The following is a 24,580-nucleotide window of genomic DNA, read 5'->3' as shown; positions in this document are numbered from 1 at the left end:
CTTATGGCTGCTGCCAGAGAATGACAGCTGCCGTTACCAACAAGTTGACGAGCGTCAGCGGCAGGCACACTTTCCAGCCGAAGGACATTACCTGGTCATAACGTGGACGCGGTAACGCTGCGCGAATCAAAATGAACATCATCATGAAGAACGCGGTTTTCAGCGCGAACCAGATGAACGGCGGTAAGAACGGGCCATGCCAGCCACCAAAGAACAGCGTTACCATCAACGCGGAAATGGTGACGATACCGATGTACTCGCCCACAAAGAACAGACCGAACTTCATGCCGGAATATTCAATGTGGTAACCGTCTGCCAGTTCCTGTTCGGCTTCCGGCTGGTCAAACGGGTGACGGTGACACACGGCCACGCCCGCGATAGCAAAGGTAATAAACCCAAAGAACTGCGGGATAACGTTCCAGATGTCGGCCTGATTATTGACGATGTCGGTCATGTTGAATGAACCGGCCTGCGCCACCACGCCCATCAGGGAGAGCCCCAGGAACACTTCGTAGCTCAGCGTCTGCGCGGAAGCACGCATCGCACCCAGCAGCGAGTATTTGTTGTTACTGGACCAGCCTGCGAACAGCACCGCGTAAACCGCAAGGCCTGCCATCATCAGGAAGAACAAAATGCCGATGTTCAGGTCAGCGACCACCCAGGTCGGGCTGACCGGAACGATAGCAAACGCCAGCAGCAGCGAGGTGAAGGCGATCATCGGTGCCAGAGTAAAGATCACGCGATCCGAGAAGCGCGGGATCCAGTCCTCTTTAAAGAACATCTTGATCATGTCCGCCACCAGTTGGAGTGAACCACCCCAGCCCACGCGGTTCGGTCCGTAACGGTTCTGGAACAGACCGAGAAGACGACGTTCACCAAAGCTCATGAACGCGCCGCAGGTGACCACCACCAGCAGGATAACAATCGCTTTCAGAATGCTCAGCAGGATGTCGATAAGATCCGGCGTTAACCAACTCATGCTTTTGCCTCCTGCAGATTATCAAGACGCGCACCCGCCAGAACCGGCGCGATGCCAGGCATACCCATCGGCAGACCGACCTGCCCTGCTGTCAGATTTTCAGAAATAATCAGCGGCAGGCTGATGCTCTGGCCGTCATAGCTAAAGGCGATGTTCGCGCCCGCGTTAACGCCAAGCTTCGCGGCATCCGCCGGGTTGAGCTTGATGTAAGGCTGCGGCATACGGGTCTGGAAGACCGGTGAACGCTGGGACAGCTCATCGCTACCGAACAGGTGGTAGTACGGGGCAATACGCCAGCTACCGTCCTGCGCCTGGAAGCTCGCCGGTACGGTGGTGAAGAAGTCCAGACCGGTTTCGGAAGCTTCAATCAGACGCACGCCCGGATCGCCGTGGCGCAGGGAGCCGCCCACTTCAGCCTGGAACTTGTTCCACGCCTGCGGGGAGTTCCAGCCCGGAGCCCATGCGAACGGAATTTGCGAACGCGGGGCAGACGGCTGGTTGTTCCCTTCCATGGAGAAGGCGAACATGGTGTCTTTATCCTGCGGCTGGCGCGGTTCGTGCACGCTGATATTGGCGCGCATGGCGGTACGGCCGCTGTAGCGGTGCGGTTCACGCGCCAGCTTCTGGCCGCGGATGCGGAAGCTTGCTTCAGGCGCGGCATCTTTAATGCCTGCCAGCTGAGGCAGTTTTTCCACCACCGCGTCGATAACGTGGTCGAGCTGCGTCCAGTCCACTTCACGGCTCTGCACGGTGCTGTGCAGGGAGTGCAGCCAGCGCCAGCTTTCCAGCATCACGGTGTTGCTGTCGTAGTACGCCGGGTCATAAACCTGGAAGAAACGCTGGGCGCGGCCTTCGTTGTTGATAACGGTACCGTCGCTTTCTGCGAAGCTTGCCGCAGAGAGCACCAGGTGCGCTTTGTCCATGATCGCGGTGCGCTGATGGTCAATGACCATCACCAGCGGCGCTTTGGAGAGCGCGGCATCAACGCGAGCGGCAGACGCATGACGATGCAGATCGTTTTCCAGCACCACCACGGCGTCAGCGGAACCGGATTCCAGTTCGCTTAACGCTTCTTCCAGCGAGCCGCCGCCAATCATGCCCAGACCGATGCTGTTTACCGCACGGGCAATCATGGTCACGCCGACGTCTGCACCGCGGCCTTTCAGGGCTTTGGCAACGTTCGCGGCGGCCTGAATGATTTCAGCGCTACCGGCGTTGGTTCCGGAGATAATCAGCGGTTTCTTCGCACCTGCGAGGGCCTGAACAATCACGTCGACCTTGTTTTGCAGGTCGCGATCCAGCTCAACGGCCGGTGAGCTGTTGTCCAGCGCGTGGGCAATGGCAAAGCCAAGACGCGCCTGGTCTTCAACCGGCGCGCAGTAGGTCCACGCCGCGATATCGTCCAGACGGGTATTGTCGACGTTAGTCACAAACAGAGGATGCTTCGCGCGCTGGCCGATGTTGAGGATCGCCGCAATCTGCCAGTCAGCCACTTTCTGCGCCGCTGCCATTTCACGTGCTTTACCCTTCACCGCCTGACGAACCGCCAGGGCCGCGCGGGCGCCGGTCTGCGTCAGGTCTTCACCCAGCACCAGAACCGCATCATAGGATTCAATTTCGCGCAGCGCAGGGGTATGGATACCGCCTTCACGCAACACTTTCAGTACCAGCTGCAGACGTTCCTGCTCGCCCTGAGCGATGCCGGTGTAGAAGTTTTCCGCTCCAACCAGCTCGCGCAGCGCGAAGTTGCTTTCGATGCTGGCGCGCGGGGAGCCGATGCCGATCACTTTCTTCGACTGGCGCAGAATATCTGCCGCGCCCTGCATCGCCTGTTCTGCGTTCAGGGTAATGAAGTCGTCGCCACGGCGCTGAACCGGCTGACGCGGACGGTCTTTCAGGTTCACATAGCCATAGCCGAAACGACCGCGGTCGCACAGGAAGTAGTGGTTAACGGTACCGTTGTAGCGGTTCTCGATACGACGCAGTTCGCCGTAGCGCTCACCCGGGCTGGTGTTACAGCCGAGGGAACACTGCTGGCAGATGCTTGGCGCAAACTGCATGTCCCATTTACGGTTGTAACGCTCGGAGTGGGTTTTATCCGTGAAGACGCCGGTCGGGCAGATTTCTACCAGGTTACCGGAGAATTCGCTCTCCAGCACGCCGTCTTCCGGACGACCGAAGTAGACGTTGTCATGCGCGCCATACACGCCCAGATCCTGACCGTCTGCATAGTCTTTGTAGTAACGCACGCAGCGATAGCAGGCGATGCAGCGGTTCATTTCGTGAGAGATGAACGGCCCCAGATCCTGGTTACGGTGGGTACGCTTGGTAAAGCGATAGCGACGGAAGCTGTGACCGGTCATCACGGTCATATCCTGAAGGTGGCAGTTACCGCCCTCTTCACAAACCGGACAGTCGTGCGGGTGGTTGGTCATCAACCACTCCACCACGCTTTCGCGGAACTGTTTGGCTTCTTCGTCATCAATCGAAATAAAAGTGCCTTCGGTGGCTGGCGTCATACAGGACATCACCAGGCGACCACGCGTGTCTTCCGCGTTTTGATATTGCTTCACCGCACACTGGCGGCAAGCACCGACGCTGCCCAGCGCCGGATGCCAGCAAAAGTACGGAATATCGAGGCCAAGAGACAGACAAGCTTCCAGCAGGTTGTCCGCCCCGTTGACTTCGTATTCTTTGCCGTCTACATGAATCGTAGCCATTAGCATGCTTCCAGTTGGCTCAGTCGAAACCGAGCGTTAATCAAAATTCTTGTCGTTACCAGCGCGCTTTCAGCAGGTTCGGCTGAATACCATTGATCGAATGGGTATTGCTGAACGGCTGCTTGATGCCTGCTTCGAATTCGTCGCGGAAATATTTAATCGCGCTCTGCAGCGGCTCGACGGCACCCGGTGCGTGGGCGCAGAAGGTTTTACCTGGCCCTAAGAATCGACACAGTTGCTCAAGTGTCTCGATATCGCCCGGCTGGCCTTCGCCGCGCTCGATGGCGCGCAGGATCTTCACACTCCACGGCAGACCGTCACGGCACGGTGTACACCAGCCGCAGGACTCGCGAGCAAAGAACTCTTCCAGGTTACGTACCAGCGAGACCATGCCGATCTCGTGATCGACGGCCATCGCCAGCGCCGTACCCAGACGGCTGCCTGCTTTCCCAATGCTTTCGAATTCCATCGGCAGGTCAAGGTGGGCTTCGGTCAGGAAGTCCGTCCCTGCCCCGCCCGGCTGCCAGGCTTTAAATTTCAGGCCATCGCGCATGCCGCCGGCGTAGTCTTCAAGAATTTCGCGTGCGGTGGTACCGAACGGCAGTTCCCAGACGCCAGGGTTCTTCACGCGACCGGAGAAGCCCATCAGCTTGGTACCGGCATCTTTGCTTGAGGAGATGCCCTGATACCACTCTACGCCGTTGGCGAGGATAGCCGGGACGTTACACAGGGTTTCGACGTTGTTTACGCAGGTCGGTTTACCCCACACGCCGGAGCTTGCCGGAAACGGTGGCTTGGAACGCGGGTTCGCACGGCGGCCTTCCAGGGAGTTAATCAGCGCAGTTTCTTCACCGCAGATGTAACGCCCGGCACCGGTGTGCACGAACAGTTCGAAGTCAAACCCGGTACCCAGGATGTTTTTACCCAGAAGGCCGGCTTCGGTGGCTTCGGCAATCGCGCGACGCAGGTTTTCTGCCGCTTCGATGTACTCACCGCGCAGGAAGATGTAGCCACGGTACGCTTTCAGCGCAAACGCGGAGATCAGCATGCCTTCCACCAGCAGGTGCGGCAGCTGCTCCATCAGCAGGCGGTCTTTATAGGTGCCTGGCTCCATTTCATCGGCGTTACACAGCAGGTAACGGATGTTCATGGATTCGTCTTTCGGCATCAGGCTCCACTTCAGACCAGTGGAGAAGCCCGCACCGCCGCGGCCTTTCAGACCGGAATCTTTCACCGCGTTAACGATGTCGTCCGGCGCCATGCCGCCAAGGGCTTTACGCGCACCGGCATAGCCGTTTTTGCTCTGGTATTCGTCGAGCCATACCGGCTGTTTGTCATCGCGCAGACGCCAGGTCAGCGGATGCGTCTCAGCAGTACGAATTACAGTTTTCATTTGTACTGCTCCAGCAGGTCAGGAATCGCTTCCGGCGTCAGATGGCTGTGAGTGTCCTCATCAATCATCATGGTCGGCCCCTTGTCGCAGTTACCCAGGCAGCAGGTTGGCAGCAGAGTAAAGCGTCCATCGAACGTGGTCTGGCCCGGCTTGATATTGAGCTTTTTCTCAATCGCAGCCTGAATGCCCTGATAGCCGGTAATGTGGCAGACGACGCTGTCACAGTAGCGGATCACATGGCGACCTACCGGCTGACGGAAGATCTGGCTGTAGAACGTGGCTACGCCCTCTACGTCACTTGCCGGAATACCCAGCACTTTTGCGATCTCGTAAATCGCCCCATCCGGCACCCAACCACGCTGTTTCTGTACGATTTTCAGCGCTTCAATGGACGCCGCACGCGGGTCTTCGTAGTGGTGCATCTCGTGCTCAATGGCGGCACGCTCTGCTTCACTCAGCTCAAAAGCCTCGGTTTGTGGTTGTTGATTCTCGTGCATAATTAGCGGTCCACATCTGACATAACAAAATCGATACTACCCAGATACACAATCAGGTCAGAGACCAGACTGCCGCGGATGGCGGACGGGATCTGCTGCAGGTGCGCAAAGCTCGGCGTACGCACGCGGGTACGGTAGCTCATGGTGCTGCCGTCGCTGGTCAGGTAGTAACTGTTAATACCCTTGGTCGCTTCAATCATCTGGAAGGATTCTTGCGCCGGCATGACCGGGCCCCAGGAAACCTGCAGGAAGTGGGTGATCAGGGTTTCGATATGCTGCAGCGTGCGCTCTTTCGGCGGCGGCGTGGTCAGCGGGTGATCCGCCTTGAACGGGCCTTCCGGCATGTTGTTGAGGCACTGCTCGAGGATGCGCAGACTCTGGCGCAGCTCTTCCACTTTCAGCATCACGCGGGTGTAGCAGTCGGAAACACCGCCGCCTACCGGGACTTCAAAGTCGAAGTTCTCGTAGCCAGAGTAAGGACGGGCTTTACGCACGTCGAAATCAATACCGGTCGCGCGCAGGCCAGCACCTGTGGTCCCCCACTCCAGCGCTTCTTTCGCGCCGTAGGCAGCAACGCCCTGGGAACGGCCTTTCAGGATGGTGTTGCGCAGCGCGGCTTTCTCGTAGGAGGCCAGACGTTTCGGCATCCAGTCGAGGAATTCACGCAGCAGGCGGTCCCAGCCGCGCGGCAGATCGTGCGCCACACCGCCAATACGGAACCAGGCCGGGTGCATACGGAAGCCGGTAATCGCTTCCACCAAATCGTAGATTTTCTGACGGTCGGTAAAGGCGAAGAAGACCGGGGTCATCGCGCCGACGTCCTGAATGAACGTGGAGATGTACAGCAGGTGGCTGTTAATACGGAACAGTTCAGACAGCATAACGCGAATCACGTTAACGCGATCCGGTACGGTGATGCCTGCCAGTTTCTCAACGGCCAGCACGTATGGCATTTCGTTTACGCAGCCGCCGAGGTACTCGATACGGTCGGTATACGGAATGTAGCTGTGCCAGGACTGACGCTCGCCCATCTTCTCAGCACCGCGGTGGTGGTAGCCGATGTCAGGAACGCAGTCGACAATCTCTTCGCCGTCAAGCTGAAGAATAATACGGAATGCACCGTGCGCAGACGGGTGGTTCGGACCGAGGTTGAGGAACATGAAGTCCTCGTTTTCAGTACCGCGCTTCATGCCCCAGTCTTCCGGCTTGAAGGTCAGCGCTTCCATCTCCAGATCCTGCTTGGCTTTGGTCAGCTCAAACGGATCGAATTCGGTCGCACGTGCCGGGTAGTCTTTACGCAACGGGTGGCCGGTCCAGGTCTGCGGCATCATGATGCGCGTCAGGTGCGGGTGGCCGTCGAAGGTCATGCCGAACATTTCCCAGGTTTCACGCTCATACCAGTTAGCGTTCGGGAAAAGTTTGGTGATCGTCGGCAGATGCATGTCGTTTTCAGACAATGCCACCTTGAGCATGATATCCGTGTTGCGGTCTATTGAGATCAGGTGGTAGAAAACGGAAAAATCCGCAGCAGGGAGCCCCTGGCGGTGCGTTCTCAGACGTTCGTCCATGCCGTGTAAGTCAAACAGCATGACGTAAGGTTTTGGCAATTTCTTGAGGAAATCGACAACTTCCAGCAATTGTTCACGCTTCACCCAAACAACGGGTACCCCGGTGCGGGTCGCCTGAACGGTAAAGGCATCCGGCCCAAAACGGTTGCGCAGTTCGCCAATAACGGGGTCATCAAGATGATCCCGGGTCTGCCAGGCGGCTTCTTGCGCGGTTAAGTCGGTCATATTGTTCACCATTGCAAATGGTCCGTGGTGACTGTTAAGCCTGGCTTCGCGCTATTTGAGTAGTGATATGCGAAGGTTTTCTCCAGGCCTACAGGCGCAAATTAAATTTCGTCAGGCGTACGCAGGTTGGTGACGGCAATACGTTCACCGCGTTTACGCTCGCGCTCGGACTGCATGTTCGCGCGATAGACACCCTGATCGCCAACAACCCATGAGAGTGGGCGACGTTCTTTACCGATAGACTCCTGCAGCAGCATCAGCGCCTGCATATAGGCTTCTGGGCGCGGCGGGCAGCCCGGGATGTAAACATCCACTGGAATGAACTTATCAACGCCCTGTACAACGGAATAAATGTCGTACATACCGCCGGAGTTTGCACATGCGCCCATGGAAATAACCCATTTTGGCTCCAGCATCTGGTCATACAGACGCTGAATAACAGGTGCCATTTTGGTAAAGCAGGTACCGGCCACCACCATCAGGTCAGCCTGACGCGGGGAAGCACGCAGTACCTCGGCCCCAAAACGCGCAACGTCATGCACCGCAGTGAATGACGTCACCATTTCAACGTAGCAGCAAGAAAGGCCAAAGTTGTATGGCCAGATGGAGTTCTTACGACCCCAGTTGACCATATCGTGCATGGCATGTTCGAGTTTGCCCATGTACACGCTTTTGTTGACTTCTTGCTCCAGGGGGTCGGTTACGATCTCCTGTTTTTGCAGGGGGTAACGGTCATTCTCACCGTTAGGATCTATGCGGGTGAGCGTATAATCCATCTTATTGCCTCGCTGTTACTGCTGACGATTAGAGATACTGTTTTCCGGGTTGATGTGTTCACGACGTGAACGCGCAGGCGTCCAGTCAAGCGCGCCAATACGCACCAGATAAACCAGACCGGCCAGTAGCACTAAAATGAAAATTGCGGCCTCGACAAAGCCCACCCAACCACTTTCGCGAATGGAGGTCGACCATGCGAACAGGTAGAGCGCTTCCACGTCAAAGATGACGAAGAACATCGCTACCAGATAGAACTTGGCAGACAGGCGTAAGCGAGCGGAACCTACTGAATCAATACCTGATTCGAAAGGTGTGTTTTTGTGCCTTGCACGGGCGCGACCGCCCAGGAACCAGCCGCCGACTAACATCAGGCAGCACAGGCCAATGGCTACAATAAGAAAGATTGCGAATGCCCAGTGATGAGCGATGACTTCTGTGGATGTTGACATACTCATTGCTTACTCATCAAAAGTGATACCGACGACACTGCTCTTGCTGGCAGATGGGCATCACATCGATTCATGGGGAGGAACAAATAACCTTACACTAACTGTCTGAAATGAGACGTAGACAGCAAAATGATGGGGTTTTTTACTCCTTTCTATAACCTATTGTCAACTTTAACAAAGGTTTCTTCACATTAAATTACATCGAGCGATTCTCATTAACATTTGGTGCCCTTTAACCCTGGTGGTTACCTGACTTTTCGTCAAATGCATGTTGTTGAATCGTGTCCGTTTTGGAAGTAAAAAAAATAACCCTCCTATTTTGACAGGATTTGCCAACGATTCCTCCCCCCAAATAGGAGTATTTTCTTGATCTGAGACACGCTTTTGTTAATTCACCCAAAAAACCGGCAACATATTTGCTGCTTTTTTAACATCAAGGGGTTATGGATGAAGTTAGAACGGAAAGTGAACAAGATATAAGCAGAAGCATTTATTCCCTTGATATGTATGTTTTATTTATGAAAACCTTGTAACGAAAGAGGATAGTAATGGCAAAAAAAAGCCACTGCGTGCGAAAACGGCACGAGTGGCTTTTTTTTACACTTACAATTTGTTACCAGAATTTTGAGCTTTTGATCACTCAAAGTCACCTTCAACGATCAGGGAATCATCCCCCCCTTCGGAGGTAACATGCTCGAACTGCCATGGGTTATGGTAATTTTCCATCGCCTCAAATACCACCTTCGCCAGCTCGTTATGACTGGACGCGTTATGGCAAAGCAGATACTCGGTATCCGGCAGCGCTGGGAGACCATCAGATTTACCGAGAACGCGCAGATCGGGGCTCATCATCTCTACCGGACGGGCCGTTACGCCAAGACCCGCTTTCACGGCGGCACGCACCGCGGGCAGCGTGGACGCTACATAGGCCAGACGCCACGGAATGTTGGCTTCATTTAACGCCGTAAGCACCATATCCCGGAAAGGACTCGGATCGTCCAGTAAAACCAGCGGTACGGGTTCCCCTTTTTGCAACACGTATTCCGCTGCGCAATACCAGTGCGTTGGCGATGTGCGCAAGGTCAGACAATCAAACTGTCCGGGACGATGCGTCGTGACCACCAGGTCGACCTTGTTCTCATTTAACATCTCAACCATAAAGGCATTACGCTTTACGCTTACATCCAGCGCAAGCTTCGGATAAACCGAGCTAATTCGGTTGAGAAGAAACGGCAATATTGTATCCGCTGACTCATCAGATGCCCCTAAGGTTAACACCCCCTGAAGGTTGCTAAACATTAATGACATACATGCTTCATCATTAAAGCGAAGAATTTTCCTGGCATAACCCAGTAGCTGAATACCGTGTTCCGTTAAGAGCTTATTACGCCCGTGACGGGCAAAAAGCTCTTTCCCAACCAGTTGCTCCAGCCGCTGCATTTGCTGGCTAACGGCGGACTGAGTTCGGCAGACGGCGGCAGCAGCTGCTGCAAAAGTGTTGAGATCGGCGACCGCAACAAACGTTCTCAGCAGATCGAGGTCGAGATTCATTATCGGACGATTTGCATTTATCATATCTATTCACTTTCAGGTTGCTCGTGCGGAGCTGCCCGGGTTGAAGCTGTGTGTAACAGTTAAGCAATTCCTTCTGAAGGTTTTCCCTCGCATCCCGGCCCGGCAGACTGCCTGACAGATAGTTATTGTGCTGCTTTATATCAACAGTCAGAAAGCACGTTTCATGACGTTATTTTTATTCTCTTAAACGTTCAGGATATTTAGATGTTCGCAGGGTTATGTAAATTACATTAAAGGCGTAACACTTTTTCTGCCATCTTTTTCGCAGCGCTGTCAACGTAGCAGGAGATGTTTGACACATTCCAGCCAGAGATAACTCCAACAATAACAATCAATTAAATCGGAAAATCAGTTTCAAAAATGCAAAATCACTGCATCTTTCTACTGCTTTCCGTATAGACATCTTAACCCAAATCCACTTTATTTATAAGTCTTATTGCAATATTCGGGATTAAAGAGGTTTGTTAAGCTTCTAAACTAATTTTATTAGAATTAACTAAAGTTGCATTTTGTTGGTTAATAATAAATAAATTTTAATTTAGATTATGGTCATTCATTAATAACACTTAACATTAATTTCACATGATTAACTTTTAGCCGCTCCAGGCTATTACTGCAAGGTCCCTTCAACACTCAGGTTTTACGAAATGTCATCCAGCGTAACTTCTGCTTGTTGTCTGCGCGTTTTTATTTTCCATCAGAACAATATACATAATTCACATAAATTCGTAGCACAATCAACCTTTATTTATGGTTTGTACATGACGTTAAGGCGGTGAAAGCGACAGTCAATAGTTAAAAAGATTCATCACAATTTCGCTATGGGCACAAAATCTTCTTCTGCACACCCTTCAAAACGAAGCGTGGGGGGAGTACATTATTCCGTGCTGACTTCCACGGCAGGGAGTGGCAATAATAGCGAAAAGGTTAAAGGTTCATGTCCCCTATCGAAAAATCCAGCAAGCTAGATAACGTCTGTTATGACATCCGTGGCCCGGTTCTGAAAGAGGCAAAACGCCTTGAAGAAGAAGGCAACAAGGTTCTGAAGCTCAACATCGGCAACCCCGCGCCATTTGGTTTTGAAGCGCCGGATGAAATTCTGGTTGATGTGATCCGCAACCTGCCTACGGCACAAGGCTATTGTGACTCAAAGGGACTTTACTCCGCCCGTAAAGCCATTATGCAGCACTACCAGGCGCGCGGTATGCGTGACGTTACCGTCGAAGATATCTATATCGGCAACGGCGTCTCCGAACTTATCGTTCAGGCCATGCAGGCGCTGCTGAACAGCGGTGACGAAATGCTGGTTCCCGCGCCGGACTATCCGCTGTGGACCGCTGCCGTATCGCTCTCAAGCGGTAAAGCGGTACATTATCTTTGCGACGAATCCTCTGACTGGTTCCCGGATCTGGATGACATTCGCGCGAAAATCACGCCTCGCACGCGTGGGATTGTGATCATCAACCCGAACAACCCGACGGGCGCGGTCTATTCAAAAGAGCTGCTGATGGAGATCGTGGAGATCGCCCGCCAGCACAACCTGATCATCTTCGCTGACGAAATCTACGACAAGATCCTGTACGACGCGGCGCAGCACCACTCTATCGCCGCGCTGGCACCCGACCTGCTGACCGTCACCTTTAACGGACTGTCTAAAACCTACCGCGTGGCCGGTTTCCGTCAGGGCTGGATGGTGCTGAACGGCCCGAAAAAGCACGCAAAAGGCTATATTGAAGGGCTTGAGATGCTGGCGTCGATGCGTCTTTGCGCCAACGTGCCTGCGCAGCACGCGATCCAGACGGCGCTGGGCGGCTACCAGAGCATCAGCGAGTTTATCGTCCCTGGCGGTCGCCTGTACGAACAGCGTAACCGCGCATGGGAACTGATCAACGATATCCCGGGCGTCTCCTGCGTGAAGCCGAACGGGGCGCTGTATATGTTCCCGAAAATTGACGCGAAGCGCTTCAATATCCACGACGATCAGAAAATGGTGCTCGATTTCCTGTTGCAGGAAAAAGTGCTGCTGGTTCAGGGGACGGCGTTTAACTGGCCGTGGCCGGACCACGTGCGTATCGTGACCCTGCCGCGTGAAGACGATCTCGAAATGGCCATCAGCCGCTTCGGGCGATTCCTCTCTGGATACCATCAGTAATCTTAAAATCAGGCTACTTCGGTAGCCTGATTTGCATCTTCCCTCCCCTCCCCGCACAATGAAGTCCTGTCGCAGTGAAGACAAAAGGTAACCTATGAGTCAGAGCCATTTCTTTGCCCACCTCTCCCGCCTGAAACTGATCAACCGCTGGCCGCTGATGCGCAACGTGCGTACAGAGAACGTGTCTGAACATAGCCTGCAGGTTGCTATGGTTGCTCATGCGCTGGCTGCCATTAAGAATCGCAAATTTAACGGGCAGGTGAATGCCGAGCGCATCGCTTTGCTGGCGATGTACCACGACGCATCAGAGGTGCTGACCGGCGACCTGCCTACCCCAGTGAAATATTTCAATTCTCAGATTGCTCAGGAATATAAGGCTATCGAGAAGATTGCCCAGCAAAAGCTTATCGAGATGGTGCCCGAAGAGCTGCGCGATATCTTTGAACCGCTCATCGACGAGCATCAGTATACGGAAGATGAAAAGTCGCTGGTCAAGCAAGCCGACGCGCTGTGCGCCTATCTGAAGTGTCTGGAAGAGCTGTCTGCGGGCAATAATGAGTTTTTACTGGCGAAAACGCGTCTGGAAAAAACGCTGGAATCCCGCCGCAGCGAAGAGATGGACTACTTCATGCAGGTATTTGTGCCGAGCTTCCATCTATCGCTGGACGAGATTAGCCAGGATTCACCGTTGTAATTTTAGCCGGGTGGCGGCTTCGCCTTACCCGGCCTACGTTTCTGCGCTCACGCTAAAACGGGAATAACACCGGAATTAACACCACGCACACCACCATCACCAGCACGGTGAACGGCACGCCCAGCTTCACGAAATCGCTGAACTTATAATTCCCCGGCCCCAGCACCAGCGTGTTCACCGGCGATGAAACCGGCGTCATAAACGCCGCGGATGCCGCCATCGCGACCATCATCGCAAACGGGTACGGCGACACGCCCATAGATTTCGCCATCGCCAGCGCAATGGGCGCCATCAGCACCGCCGTCGCGGTATTCGAGATAAATAACCCTATCGTGGCGCACATGACAAACAGACAGACCATCATCATGTATGGTCCATACCCGCCGCCCACGTCCATCAAGCCTTTTACGATCAGATCCACCCCGCCGGTTTTTTGCAGTGCCAGGGCAAAGGGCATCATCCCGACGATAAGAATAATGCTCGGCCAGTGAATGGCTTTATACGCGCTTTCGGCGTCAATGCAGCGGAATTTCCCCATCAGCAGGCAGGCGATAATGGCCGCGACCGGATTAGGGATTTCATCGGTCAGCATCAGCGCCACCATCAATACCAGACAGAAAATCGCATGGGGCGCCTGGCTGTGCGCCGGGGAGGCATCGCTCTCCTCGACCGGCATGTTGAGCACCACAAAATCACGCCCTTTTTGCCCGAGCTGGCTTATCAGCTTCCAGTTGCCGACCACGAGAAAGATATCGCCCAGCAGGATCGGCTCATCGACGACGGCCCCTTCCATTGCCACGCCATCACGCTTCAGCCCCACTACGTTCAGGCCATAGCGGGTACGGAACCCCATTTCACGCACGGTTTTACCCAGCAGTTCCGATTCCGGTATCAGCGACACTTCGGCCATCCCCACATCCAGCGCCTGGTCGGAGAAATACTCGCCGCGTAGCACCATCGGCTCCAGCAGCTGCTCGCTACAGAACTCTCGCAGATCCACGTCCGCCGTTGACATATCAATCAGCAGGACATCACGCGCGCGGAACTCTGATACCCCGTTCACGTTAACGATCACCCGGCGAAAACGACGCCAGCGCTCAACCCCGATCACGTTCGCGCCATAACGCTCGCGCAGCTTAAGGTCGTCGAGCCGCTGGCCGACCATCGGCGAGCCGGGGCGAATGGCCAGACGGCGCGCCCGCCCGGTGAGGCGGTACTCTTTGATCAGATCGCGGAACGTACGTCGCTTCCACCCCTCTTTATTCTTATCCTGTTTGTCGCCTTTGAGGGCAAAACGGGTCAGCAGCATGTAGACCACGCCCATCGCCAGAATCACCAGCCCAAGCGGGGTGACGCTGAAAAAGCTGAAGCCCTGAAACCCTTCACGAATCAGCTCGCTATTGACCACCAGGTTCGGCGGCGTCGCCACCAGCGTCATCATTCCGCTGATCAAACCGGCAAAGCTCAGGGGCATCATCAGGCGCGACGGCGAGCTCTGCATCCGCATTGAAACGCTCAGCACCACCGGAATAAAAATAGCGACCACGCCCGTTGAGCTCATAAACGCCCCCAGTCCGGCGACCGTCAGCATCAGGTAGATCAGCATTTTGGTTTCACTGCTGCCGGCCACCTTAACCAGCCACGCGCCCATGATGGTCGCCACGCCGGTGCGAACAAGGCCGTCGCCGATGATAAACAGGGCAGCTATAAGGATAACATTGGGGTCGCTGAACCCGGAGAAGGCTTCCGGTAGCGTGAGCGTGCCGCTCAGCACAAACGCGACAATGACAAACAGGGCGACGGCATCCATGCGCACCTTGCCTGTGGCGAAGAGAATAATGGCGATTAAAAGCAGGCTCAGAACCCAGATTAGTTCACCGTTCACAACCTATCCTTGTCAGTGGAAGATGAGAAATTTTGCCATAAAAAAGCCCCAACAGCGTGGGGCTATATCATGGGATTACATTTTTAGCGAGACGGTTACAACTCCGTCGGGCGCTTTTGACACCGCCAGCGCCGTCAGGGAATGAATCACAAAGTCCGCCTCGTCCAGGCGTGGAGATCCCGCCGGAACGTTAACGGCAATGACGTGGCTCCCGGCGTTCAGCCCGGCCAGCACGCCAGCGGCCGCATCTTCCACCACCACACACTCTGCAGGCGCGAAGCCCAGCATTTCTGCACCAAGCAGAAACGCATCCGGCTCCGGCTTGCCGCGTTTAACGCGCTCAGCCGTAATGAACACCTCTGGCTTCGGTAAACCGGCCGCCTTATGGCGGGCATGCGCGACCGGAACAGAGCCGGAGGTGACGATAGCCCACGGGATCTGCGCTTCATTCAGATGCTCAAGCAGTTCGCGCGCCCCGGGCAGCGCGGTAATGCCCTCGGTGTCGGTGGCCTCAATCTGCTCCAGGTATTTGAACTCCGCCTGGATCTCTTCCTCAGAACGCCCCGCTAAAAAGTGCCGCAATGAGGTAATGGCCTGTTTGCCATGGATAAAATTCAGCACGTCCTGATGGTCGATGCCGTGCCGGTCGGCCCAGTGGCACCACGAGCGTTCCACCACCGGCAGCGAATCCACCAGCGTACCGTCCAGATCAAACAGAAAACCTTTACACTGCACACGCACCTCCGTCAGGCATTAATGATTTGTTGAATTTCGTTGCTGCTTAAATGGTACTGACGCGGGCAGGCGTGCCACGCGCTCAGCATACGTTGATATTTATCCCACATGGGGGTTTGGGCGTTGAAGCCGTGCGTTCCCGCATCAAAATGGGTGTAGCGCCCTTCGGTGTTCACCATAAAGCGAACATAGCTCAGGTAGCGCGCTTCCGTCGCGGCATCAAAGCCTAAAAAGGTCACGCGACGTTCGTCAATGGTCTGCTGGTCTTTGAGGTTCGTCCAGGAGACGTGCAGAGCGTGATACATCTCCATAATGTCGATCACGATGCGGCAGGTTTCTTCTTTCAGCTCGCCAAACTCTCGGTCCAGTTCGCGCATTTGCAAACCAAAACCGCGTTCGACGATGGTTTGCAGGCGGCTGTAGCGCGCAGCGTTATCGGGATCAAGCATAGTCATCATCTTGTACTGGTTAGACAAAATCAGACGTTGAGCATGGGTCATTTCCATCTTTTGACTCCTGTAGCGCATTGCACTGTAAAAAAAAGACACGGTAACGGTGTGTTACTGTGCCTTCTTTTGTTAGTCGTTTCGATGATCAATCACAAGTCATCGAGGAATGTTTTATCCAGCTGCTTAAAAGCACGCTTTAACGTGTCCGCCAGCGCCTGGTAATCCGGCTTGCCTTCAACCGGGGCCAGCGCCTGCCCGGCCTCCTCCAGTTTTCCACGCACTTCATAAAACCAGTGTAAAATAGAAGGCGGAAGCGGCGTAATGGAGCGTTTGCCTAACCACCACAGCCCCTGCATCGGCAGGCTTAACGCGAAGAGCGCCGTTGCGACGGCAGGACCAAGCTGTCCACCGAGGGCGATTTGCCAGCACATAGTAAAGATAGCGACCGGAGGCATAAAGCGAATCGCATAGCGCGTGGCGCGGATCGTGCGATTCTCAATAAACATTGGCGCAAGGCGCTTTTCCATTGGCCACGTCTTTGCGTAATGCTGTCCCCGACGAAACAGACTGAAAAAGCTCACGGACGGGATTTCGGGTGTCGACATGGCTGTACCTCAACTTCACATATAAAAATTAAAATTTTTGTGCAAAACCACAACAGGCTATGACAACGTTCAAAATATTTTGTCATCGCTACCCCGTATCGGGTATTCTGTGCCAGCCTGATAGGGCCGTAGACGAGAAGCGTTAACTCGTCAAATTATCGCATATTATGCCATTGTCTGAAAAATGTTCAAAATGGCTTAAAATCATAGGTATTTCTTCCATCCTGCCAGAATGTTCGTTTGGCATGATGTTAATCATAAACGTCTGGGTCAGCTTGCGTTACGCTTTTAGGCTCATTGACGTTTTTTTAGCCACGTATCAATTATAGGTACTTCCATGTCGAGTAAGTTAGTACTGGTTCTGAACTGCGGTAGCTCTTCACTGAAATTCGCCATCATCGATGCGCTCAACGGTGACGAGTACCTCTCTGGTTTGGCCGAATGTTTCCATCTGCCTGAAGCACGTATCAAGTGGAAGATGGACGGCAGCAAACAAGAAGCGGCTTTAGGTGCAGGCGCCGCTCACAGTGAAGCGCTGAACTTTATCGTTAACACTATTCTGGCACAAAAACCAGAACTGTCTGCTCAGCTGACTGCGATTGGTCACCGTATCGTCCACGGCGGCGAAAAATACACCAGCTCCGTTGTCATCGACGACTCTGTTATCCAGGGCATCAAAGACTCTGCCTCTTTTGCTCCGCTGCATAACCCGGCGCACCTGATCGGTATCGCTGAAGCGCTGAAGTCCTTCCCGAATCTGAAAGACAAAAACGTGGCCGTGTTTGACACCGCGTTCCATCAGACCATGCCGGAAGAGTCTTACCTCTATGCCCTGCCGTACAGCCTGTACAAAGAGCACGGCGTACGTCGCTACGGCGCGCACGGCACCAGCCACTTCTATGTGACTCAGGAAGCCGCAAAAGTCCTGAACAAGCCAGTTGAAGAAGTCAACATCATCACCTGCCACCTGGGCAACGGTGGTTCTGTTTCTGCTATCCGCAACGGTAAATGTGTTGATACCTCTATGGGTCTGACCCCGCTGGAAGGTCTTGTGATGGGTACCCGTTCCGGTGATATCGACCCGGCGATCATCTTCCACCTGCACGACACTCTGGGCATGAGCGTTGACGACATCAACAAAATGCTGACCAAAGAGTCTGGCCTGCTGGGTCTGACCGAAGTCACCAGCGACTGCCGTTACGTTGAAGACAACTACGACAGCAAAGAAGACGCGAAGCGTGCAATGGACGTTTACTGCCACCGTCTGGCGAAGTACATCGGTTCTTACACCGCGCTGATGGATGGTCGTCTGGACGCGGTTATCTTCACCGGTGGCATCGGTGAGAACGCGGCAATGGTACGTGAACTGTCCCTGGGCAAACTGGGCGTTCTGGGCTTCGAAGTCGATCACGAGCGTAACCTGGCTGCCCGCTTCGGCAAGTCTGGCTTCATCAACAAAGAAGGCACCCGCCCGGCTATCGTTATCCCAACTAACGAAGAGCTGGTCATCGCGCAAGACGCGTGCCGCCTGACTGCCTGATTCCACACCGCCAGCAATGCTGGCGGTGCTGTTTTGTAACCCGCCCAACGCGGCGGTAACGAAAGAGGATAAACCGTGTCCCGTACTATTATGCTGATCCCTACCGGAACCAGCGTCGGCCTGACCAGCGTCAGCCTCGGCGTGATCCGCGCTATGGAACGCAAAGGCGTTCGTCTGAGCGTCTTTAAGCCTATTGCCCAGCCTCGTGCCGGTGGCGATGCGCCAGACCAGACCACCACCATCGTGCGTAAGAATTCCAATCTTCCTGCGGCTGAACCGCTGAAGATGAGCCACGTTGAGTCTCTGCTCTCCAGCAACCAGAAAGACGTGCTGATGGAAGAGATCATCGCCAACTACCACGCTAACGCGCAGGACGCGGAAGTGGTGCTGGTTGAAGGCCTGGTCCCGACCCGCAAACACCAGTTTGCCCAGTCCCTGAACTTTGAAATCGCGAAAACCCTGAATGCAGAGATTGTTTTCGTGATGTCTCAGGGTACTGATACCCCAGAGCAGCTGAAAGAGCGTATCGAACTGACGCGCAGCAGCTTCGGCGGCGCGAAAAACACCAGCATCACTGGCGTGATCGTTAACAAACTGAACGCACCGGTTGATGAACAGGGCCGTACGCGTCCTGACCTGTCCGAAATCTTCGACGACTCTTCCAAAGCGAAAGTCATCAAGGTTGATCCGGCAAAGCTGCAGGAATCCAGCCCGCTGCCTGTACTCGGCGCAGTGCCATGGAGCTTCGATCTGATTGCCACCCGTGCAATCGATATGGCGCGTCACCTGAACGCGACCATCGTTAACGAAGGCGATATCAACACCCGCCGCGTGAAGTCCGTGACCTTCTGCGCGCGCAGCATTCCGCACATGCTGGAACACTTCCGCGCAGGTTCCCTGCTGGTGACCTCCGCAGACCGTCCGGACGTGCTGGTTGCTGCCTGTCTAGCGGCGATGAACGGCGTGGAAATCGGTGCAATTCTGCTGACCGGCGGCTACGAAATGGACGCGCGCATCAGCAAGCTGTGCGAACGTGCGTTCGCGACAGGCCTGCCAGTCTTTATGGTGAACACCAACACCTGGCAGACCTCTCTGAGCCTGCAAAGCTTCAACCTGGAAGTGCCGGTTGATGACCACGAGCGTATCGAGAAAGTTCAGGAATACGTTGCGGGCTACATCGACGCAGACTGGATTGAATCCCTGACCGCGACCTCCGAGCGCAGCCGCCGTCTGTCTCCTCCAGCCTTCCGCTACCAGCTGACCGAGCTGGCGCGTAAAGCGGGCAAACGCGTGGTTCTGCCAGAAGGCGACGAACCACGTACCGTTAAAGCGGCGGCTATCTGTGCAGAGCGCGGCATCGCGACCTGTGTGCTGCTGGGTAACCCGGATGAGATCAACCGCGTTGCGGCGTCTCAGGGCGTTGAGCTGGGCACAGGCATCGAAATCGTTGACCCGGAAGTGGTGCGCGAAAGCTACGTTGCCCGTCTGGTTGAGCTGCGTAAGAACAAGGGCATGACCGAAGCCGTTGCGCGCGAGCAGCTGGAAGACAACGTCGTGCTGGGCACGCTGATGCTGGAGCAGGACGAAGTTGACGGTCTGGTTTCCGGTGCGGTTCACACCACCGCGAACACCATCCGTCCACCGTTGCAGCTGATCAAAACCGCACCGGGCAGCTCTCTGGTCTCCTCCGTGTTCTTCATGCTGCTGCCTGAACAGGTTTACGTTTACGGCGACTGCGCGATCAACCCGGATCCTACCGCAGAACAGCTGGCAGAAATCGCTATCCAGTCTGCGGACTCCGCGACTGCCTTCGGTATTGAACCACGCGTAGCGATGCTCTCCTACTCCACCGGCACCTCTGGTGCAGGTAGCGACGTAGAGAAAGTCCGTGAAGCGACCCGTATTGCGCAGGAAAAACGTCCCGATCTGATGATCGACGGCCCGCTGCAGTACGACGCCGCGGTCATGGCTGACGTGGCGAAATCCAAAGCGCCGAACTCGCCGGTTGCCGGTCGCGCTACCGTGTTCATCTTCCCGGATCTGAACACCGGTAACACCACCTACAAAGCGGTACAGCGTTCTGCCGACCTGATCTCCATCGGGCCAATGCTGCAGGGCATGCGCAAGCCTGTGAACGACCTGTCCCGTGGTGCGCTGGTTGACGATATCGTCTACACCATCGCGCTGACGGCGATTCAGTCTTCGCAGCAGCAGTAATGTTAAAAAGCCCGGTGGCGCTAGCGCTTACCGGGCCTACGGTGTTGCAACCCGGATAAGCGAAGCGCCATCCGGCAAGAAAGGCGACCACTTAATTGGTCGCCTTTTTTTATTACAGCAGCTCCCGCGCCGCCGACACAATGTCATGCGCCGTCAGGCCATACTCTTTTTGCAGGAAGTCCTGTGTGCCCACCTGGCCGTAACGCTCCTTCACGCCCACGCGACGCATCGGCACCGGGCAGGTCTCCACCAGCACTTCCGCCACCGCTGACCCGAGACCGTTGTGAATACTGTGGTTTTCGCAGGTGACGATGCGCCCGGTTTTCTCGGCATAGTTTTTCACCAGCATCCGATCGATAGGCTTCAGGGTAAACATGTCGATGACCGCTGCGCTTACCCCCTCCTGTTCAAGCTGGCGCGCCGCCTCCAGCGCTTCCGCCACCATGATGCCGTTGGCAATGAGCGTGATATCGCTTCCCTCGCGCAGCACGTTGCCTTTGCCAATGGTGAAGGTTGAGCCCGGCGCATAGACGCTCGGCGCCTGCTTGCGGATGGTGCGCACCCAGTAGAAGCCTTCGAGATCGATAAGCTGACGCAGCACATCCTCGAACATCACCGCATCGGTGACTTCCAGCACCACCGAATGCGCCAGACCGCGCACGATGCCCATATCCTCGAAGGACATGTGCGTCCCGCCGTTGTGGCAGGCCGTCACGCCCGCATCCGAGGCAATCACCTTCACGTTGTTGCGCTGGTAGTCCAGGGACATAAACAGCTGGTCGAAGCAGCGGCGGCTGGCAAACGCGGTGAAGGTGTGCACGAACGGCTTACGGCCGGTGAGCGCCAGCCCCGCCGCAGTGCCGATGACGTTGGCCTCCATAATGCCGCAGTTAATCACGTGCTGCGGATAATCGCGCGCTACGCCGTCCATCGCCATTGAGCTCATCAGGTCCGCTTCCAGGGCGATAATCTCGCTGCCGGCCTCAATCTGCTTTGCCACAAAGCCCGCGTAGACCTTGCGCATCTCAACGGCGTCTTTCTGTCCTGCCGGTGCAACCTTAATCATGTGAAGCCTCCAGTTGGCGAATCGTCTCATTGAGGGCCGCTTTGCTCTCCGCGGTCAATCGCAGGTGGTGCGAGTTGCTGAGCTGTTCCAGGTACGGCACCCCCTGCCCTTTGATGCTGTCGAGGATCACCACTCGCGGACGCGCATCGGCCTCCGGTACCCTTGAAGTCACCTTCAGCAGTGCCGGAATGTCATCCCCTTTGACCGTCACCACGTCAAAGCCAAAGGCGCGGAATTTGCCCTCCAGGTCGAAGGCACAGATGATTTCGTCCAGTTCGCCGTCGAGCTGCTGTTTGTTCCAGTCCACGAACACGGTCAGGTTGTTCAGACGATGGTGAGCGATAAACTGGAACGCTTCCCAGCACTGGCCTTCGTTCAGCTCGCCGTCGCCAACGATGCAGAAGACCCGATTCGGTCGCCCGGCCAGCCTGTGCGAGAGTGCCATACCGCCCGCAATGGAGATCCCCTGCCCCAGCGAGCCGGTGGTGGCATCCACGCCGCGCGTTTTCAGACGGTCCGGGTGGCTGGGCAGACGCGTGCCGTTCTGGTTCAGCGTGCTCAGCTCTTCAACCGGGAAGTAGCCCTTAATCGCCAGGGTGCTGTAGAGCGCCGGGCCTGCATGACCTTTCGACAGCACAAAGTAATCGCGCTCAGGCCAGTCCGGATCCGCCGGGTCGATCTTCATCACGGCGCCGTACAGCACCGCCAGGGTTTCCACCACCGACATGCTGCCGCCGTAGTGCCCAAAGCCCAGCTGCGTCAGGGATTTGAGGGTTTCAAGACGGATCTGACGCGCCAGTTCGGTTATCTCGTTCTCATTCATGATTTGGCTCCGGTATTTTCCTGCGCGTTACTACCCGCAGGTTTGTTTTTCGCGAAGATGTTGTAGGCCACCAGCAGCGCGAACAGCGCCACAACCAGCCCGGTGATGGCAAGCGGTGACAGGAAGCGCGCCAGGTTGCCCAGCACAATCCCGACCGCGCCGAAGTCGGCGTCCGAGAAGGTGGTGTTAGCAAAGCCAATCGCACCCAGTACCGGCAGCAGCAAGACCGGGAGGAAGGTAATCAGCAGGCCGTTAGCAAAGGCGCCTATCATTGCCCCGCGGCGTCCACCGGTGGCGTTACCGAACACGCCTGCCGTTGCGCCGGTGAAGAAGTGCGGCACTACGCCCGGCAGGATCAGCACCCAGCTAAACTGACCGCAGATCAACAACCCCACAATTCCCCCGAGGAAGCTGAACAGGAAGCCAATCAGCACCGCGTTTGGCGCATACGGGTAGACCACCGGGCAGTCCAGCGCCGGACGCGCGTTCGGCACCAGTTTTTCCGAGAAGCCGGTAAAGGCCGGGACGATTTCCGCCAGAATCAGGCGCACGCCCTGCAGGATGATGAACACGCCCGCCGCGAAGGTGATCGCCATGATGATGGCGTAGACCAGGTAGTTTTGCCCGCCGCTGAAGGTGGACTCCACGTACTCACGCCCGGCGCTTACCGCCATGATCAGGTAGATAATCATCATGGTCAGGGAGATGGAGATCGAACTGTCGCGCAGGAAGCTGAGGTTTTTCGGCAGGTTCATCTCTTCGGTGGAGCGCGAGCCTTTGCCGACCCTGCTGCCAATCCAGCCGGACAGCACGTAGCCCAGCGTACCGAAATGACCGAAGGCGATCTCATCGTTGCCGGTAATACGCTTCATATAGCGCTGCGCAATCGCCGGGAAAAAGGCCATAATCAGGCCGAGGATCAGCGAACCGGTAAAGACCAGCCCCACCCCTTCAAAGCCTGCGACCGTCAGGATCACGCCAATCATGCACGCCATGTAGAAGGTGTGGTGCCCGGTCAGGAAGATGTACTTCAGGCGGGTAAAGCGCGCGACGACAATGTTCGCCACCATGCCGAAGGCCATGATCAGCGCGGTCGAGGCACCGTATTTTTCCAGCGCGATCGACACAATCGCTTCATTGTTTGGAATAATGCCCTGGATATTAAAAGCATGCTCAAACATGCCGCCTAACGGGTTTAACGACCCCACCAGCACCGTGGCGCCACCGCCCAGTACAATAAAGCCGAGAATCGTTTTAATTGTGCCTTTTACGACATCAGAAAATGCTTTTTTCTGCGCGACCAGACCAATTAACGCAATTAAACCCACCAGCACCGAAGGGACTTTTAAAATATCGACAACGAAATTCAGCGTTTCAAGGATAAACATATCCACCTCGCCTTATCAGGGTTATTGTCTGTCGAACCAGGCGCGCAGCTGCGCTTCGAGTTCGTTGATATCAATGATGTTGTTGATCACCACCAGCTGGCTTTCCGGCACGCTGGCGCTGGCCGCAATGTCTTTCGCCATCACGAACAGGTCCGCCGCGCCCGGCGTGGCGGAGGAGAGATCGGAGTGTTCAACCTCGGCCTCAATGTCCAGCTTTTTAAGCACCTTTTTAATGTTCATTTCGACCATAAAACTGCTGCCCAGGCCAGAACCGCAAATAGCCATGATTTTCATTGTTGTCCCCTTATTTTGAGTAGAGCACGCCCCATCACGCTGGCGCGTAATGTTGTGAATAATCGGATTAAAAAATTAAATCAGAAGCGGTCAATAATGGCTTTAATATCCTCCAGGGTACTCGCCTGATGTAATTTCTCCATATCTTCGTCGCTGGAAAATAATTCAGCGAGCGCGGATATCATTTCGATATGGCTATGTTTATCCGGTGCCGCGAGCATAATAATCAGATCGACAGGGTCAAACTCTCCGGCACCAAAAGAGACGCCCTGTTTTAGTTTTAGTAATGACAAACCCAGTCCTTTGGCGCCTTCCTCCGGCCGCGCATGCGGCATGGCTAGCCCTGGTGCCAGCACATAATAGGGTCCTAACGTATGGTGCTGCTGAATGATTGCCGTCACGTATTCCGGTGCAATCACCTGCAGATCCAGCAGCGGTTTCGCGCATATCTCCAGCGCCTGTGGCCAGCTTTCCACGCTATCCTGCAGCGTGATGGTTGTATCATATATCCAATTTTTGAGCATTTTCCCTCCCGCCAAACGCTAAAGA

Annotated in this window: 21 protein-coding genes; 4 read left to right on the top strand and 17 right to left on the bottom strand. The window is 55.3% G+C overall.

Features of this window, described 5'->3' with window-relative positions; genetic code table 11:
• Position 1: 1 nt before the first annotated feature.
• From nuoH to lrhA, 8 genes are all read right to left on the bottom strand, one after another.
• A complete protein-coding gene (gene nuoH / locus APT89_RS06485; RefSeq protein ID WP_008500211.1) occupies positions 2–979 on the bottom strand; it encodes an NADH-quinone oxidoreductase subunit NuoH in 978 nt (325 codons plus the stop codon).
• The gene (gene nuoG, locus APT89_RS06480; protein WP_060571948.1) at positions 976–3,699 is read right to left on the bottom strand and encodes an NADH-quinone oxidoreductase subunit NuoG; all 2,724 of its coding nucleotides are present in this window, start codon (positions 3,697–3,699) and stop codon (positions 976–978) included. The genes nuoH and nuoG overlap by 4 nt, the downstream gene beginning before the upstream one ends.
• A 55-nt stretch (positions 3,700–3,754) precedes the next feature.
• Positions 3,755–5,092: an NADH-quinone oxidoreductase subunit NuoF gene (gene nuoF, locus APT89_RS06475; RefSeq protein ID WP_006811381.1), complete on the bottom strand. Its 1,338-nt coding sequence runs from the start codon at positions 5,090–5,092 to the stop codon at positions 3,755–3,757.
• The gene (nuoE, locus tag APT89_RS06470) at positions 5,089–5,589 is read right to left on the bottom strand and encodes an NADH-quinone oxidoreductase subunit NuoE (RefSeq protein ID WP_006176513.1); all 501 of its coding nucleotides are present in this window, start codon (positions 5,587–5,589) and stop codon (positions 5,089–5,091) included. Before nuoE ends, nuoF begins: the two co-directional genes overlap by 4 nt.
• A gap of 2 nt (positions 5,590–5,591) precedes the next feature.
• Positions 5,592–7,394, bottom strand: coding sequence for an NADH-quinone oxidoreductase subunit C/D (gene nuoC / locus APT89_RS06465; RefSeq protein ID WP_028013933.1), 1,803 nt, complete (start codon positions 7,392–7,394; stop codon positions 5,592–5,594).
• Between the two features lie 89 nt (positions 7,395–7,483).
• Positions 7,484–8,158: an NADH-quinone oxidoreductase subunit NuoB gene (gene nuoB / locus APT89_RS06460; RefSeq protein ID WP_003861482.1), complete on the bottom strand. Its 675-nt coding sequence runs from the start codon at positions 8,156–8,158 to the stop codon at positions 7,484–7,486.
• Positions 8,159–8,173: 15 nt separating this feature from the next.
• Positions 8,174–8,614 (bottom strand): NADH-quinone oxidoreductase subunit NuoA, encoded by a 441-nt coding sequence (gene nuoA, locus APT89_RS06455; protein WP_014171000.1) that lies wholly within the window; start codon positions 8,612–8,614, stop codon positions 8,174–8,176.
• A 630-nt stretch (positions 8,615–9,244) separates the two neighbouring features.
• Positions 9,245–10,183: a transcriptional regulator LrhA gene (gene lrhA / locus APT89_RS06450; RefSeq protein WP_028013934.1), complete on the bottom strand. Its 939-nt coding sequence runs from the start codon at positions 10,181–10,183 to the stop codon at positions 9,245–9,247.
• Positions 10,184–11,120: 937 nt separating this feature from the next.
• On the opposite strand from lrhA, the gene alaA reads away from it, so the two are divergent.
• Positions 11,121–12,335 (top strand): alanine transaminase AlaA, encoded by a 1,215-nt coding sequence (gene alaA, locus APT89_RS06445; protein WP_003861471.1) that lies wholly within the window; start codon positions 11,121–11,123, stop codon positions 12,333–12,335.
• 94 nt (positions 12,336–12,429) lie between these two features.
• Entirely contained in the window at positions 12,430–13,029 is a 600-nt protein-coding gene (yfbR, locus tag APT89_RS06440) for a 5'-deoxynucleotidase (RefSeq protein ID WP_028013935.1), read from the top strand.
• Between the two features lie 52 nt (positions 13,030–13,081).
• On the opposite strand, the gene APT89_RS06435 is transcribed toward yfbR, so the two are convergent.
• The 4 genes from APT89_RS06435 to yfbV form a co-directional block, all read right to left on the bottom strand.
• A complete protein-coding gene (locus tag APT89_RS06435; protein WP_028013936.1) occupies positions 13,082–14,914 on the bottom strand; it encodes an SLC13 family permease in 1,833 nt (610 codons plus the stop codon).
• A 75-nt stretch (positions 14,915–14,989) separates the two neighbouring features.
• On the bottom strand, positions 14,990–15,649 hold the full coding sequence (locus APT89_RS06430) for a sugar phosphatase (RefSeq protein ID WP_041908926.1): 660 nt from the start codon (positions 15,647–15,649) through the stop codon (positions 14,990–14,992).
• Between the two features lie 11 nt (positions 15,650–15,660).
• The gene (locus tag APT89_RS06425) at positions 15,661–16,155 is read right to left on the bottom strand and encodes a YfbU family protein (RefSeq protein ID WP_003861461.1); all 495 of its coding nucleotides are present in this window, start codon (positions 16,153–16,155) and stop codon (positions 15,661–15,663) included.
• Positions 16,156–16,247: 92 nt separating this feature from the next.
• Entirely contained in the window at positions 16,248–16,703 is a 456-nt protein-coding gene (yfbV, locus tag APT89_RS06420; RefSeq protein ID WP_060571947.1) for a terminus macrodomain insulation protein YfbV, read from the bottom strand.
• 337 nt (positions 16,704–17,040) lie between these two features.
• Between yfbV and ackA the strand changes: the two genes are divergently transcribed.
• A complete protein-coding gene (gene ackA / locus APT89_RS06415; protein WP_041908924.1) occupies positions 17,041–18,243 on the top strand; it encodes an acetate kinase in 1,203 nt (400 codons plus the stop codon).
• A 75-nt stretch (positions 18,244–18,318) separates the two neighbouring features.
• Positions 18,319–20,460: a phosphate acetyltransferase gene (gene pta / locus APT89_RS06410; RefSeq protein WP_041908921.1), complete on the top strand. Its 2,142-nt coding sequence runs from the start codon at positions 18,319–18,321 to the stop codon at positions 20,458–20,460.
• A gap of 112 nt (positions 20,461–20,572) precedes the next feature.
• Here pta and APT89_RS06405 read toward each other — a convergent pair whose 3' ends face one another.
• From APT89_RS06405 to APT89_RS06385, 5 genes are all read right to left on the bottom strand, one after another.
• Positions 20,573–21,526, bottom strand: a complete 954-nt coding sequence (locus APT89_RS06405; protein WP_041908919.1) for a transketolase family protein — start codon at positions 21,524–21,526, stop codon at positions 20,573–20,575.
• A complete protein-coding gene (locus tag APT89_RS06400) occupies positions 21,519–22,349 on the bottom strand; it encodes a transketolase (RefSeq protein ID WP_028013942.1) in 831 nt (276 codons plus the stop codon). The genes APT89_RS06405 and APT89_RS06400 overlap by 8 nt, the downstream gene beginning before the upstream one ends.
• Positions 22,346–23,737: a PTS ascorbate transporter subunit IIC gene (locus APT89_RS06395; protein ID WP_045631476.1), complete on the bottom strand. Its 1,392-nt coding sequence runs from the start codon at positions 23,735–23,737 to the stop codon at positions 22,346–22,348. Before APT89_RS06395 ends, APT89_RS06400 begins: the two co-directional genes overlap by 4 nt.
• A 21-nt stretch (positions 23,738–23,758) precedes the next feature.
• Positions 23,759–24,031 carry a PTS sugar transporter subunit IIB gene (locus APT89_RS06390; protein WP_041908914.1) on the bottom strand — a complete coding sequence of 91 codons (273 nt, stop codon included), beginning with the start codon at positions 24,029–24,031 and terminating at the stop codon, positions 23,759–23,761.
• 80 nt (positions 24,032–24,111) lie between these two features.
• On the bottom strand, positions 24,112–24,555 hold the full coding sequence (locus APT89_RS06385; RefSeq protein ID WP_060571946.1) for a PTS sugar transporter subunit IIA: 444 nt from the start codon (positions 24,553–24,555) through the stop codon (positions 24,112–24,114).
• Positions 24,556–24,580: the final 25 nt, after the last annotated feature.

Origin of the sequence: Enterobacter sp. 50588862 (assembly GCF_001462935.1) — a bacterium.
Taxonomy (GTDB): Bacteria; Pseudomonadota; Gammaproteobacteria; order Enterobacterales; family Enterobacteriaceae; genus Enterobacter; species Enterobacter bugandensis.
The sequence above is the reverse complement of the archived record's forward strand: the minus strand, read 5'-3'. Positions and strand labels throughout refer to the sequence as shown.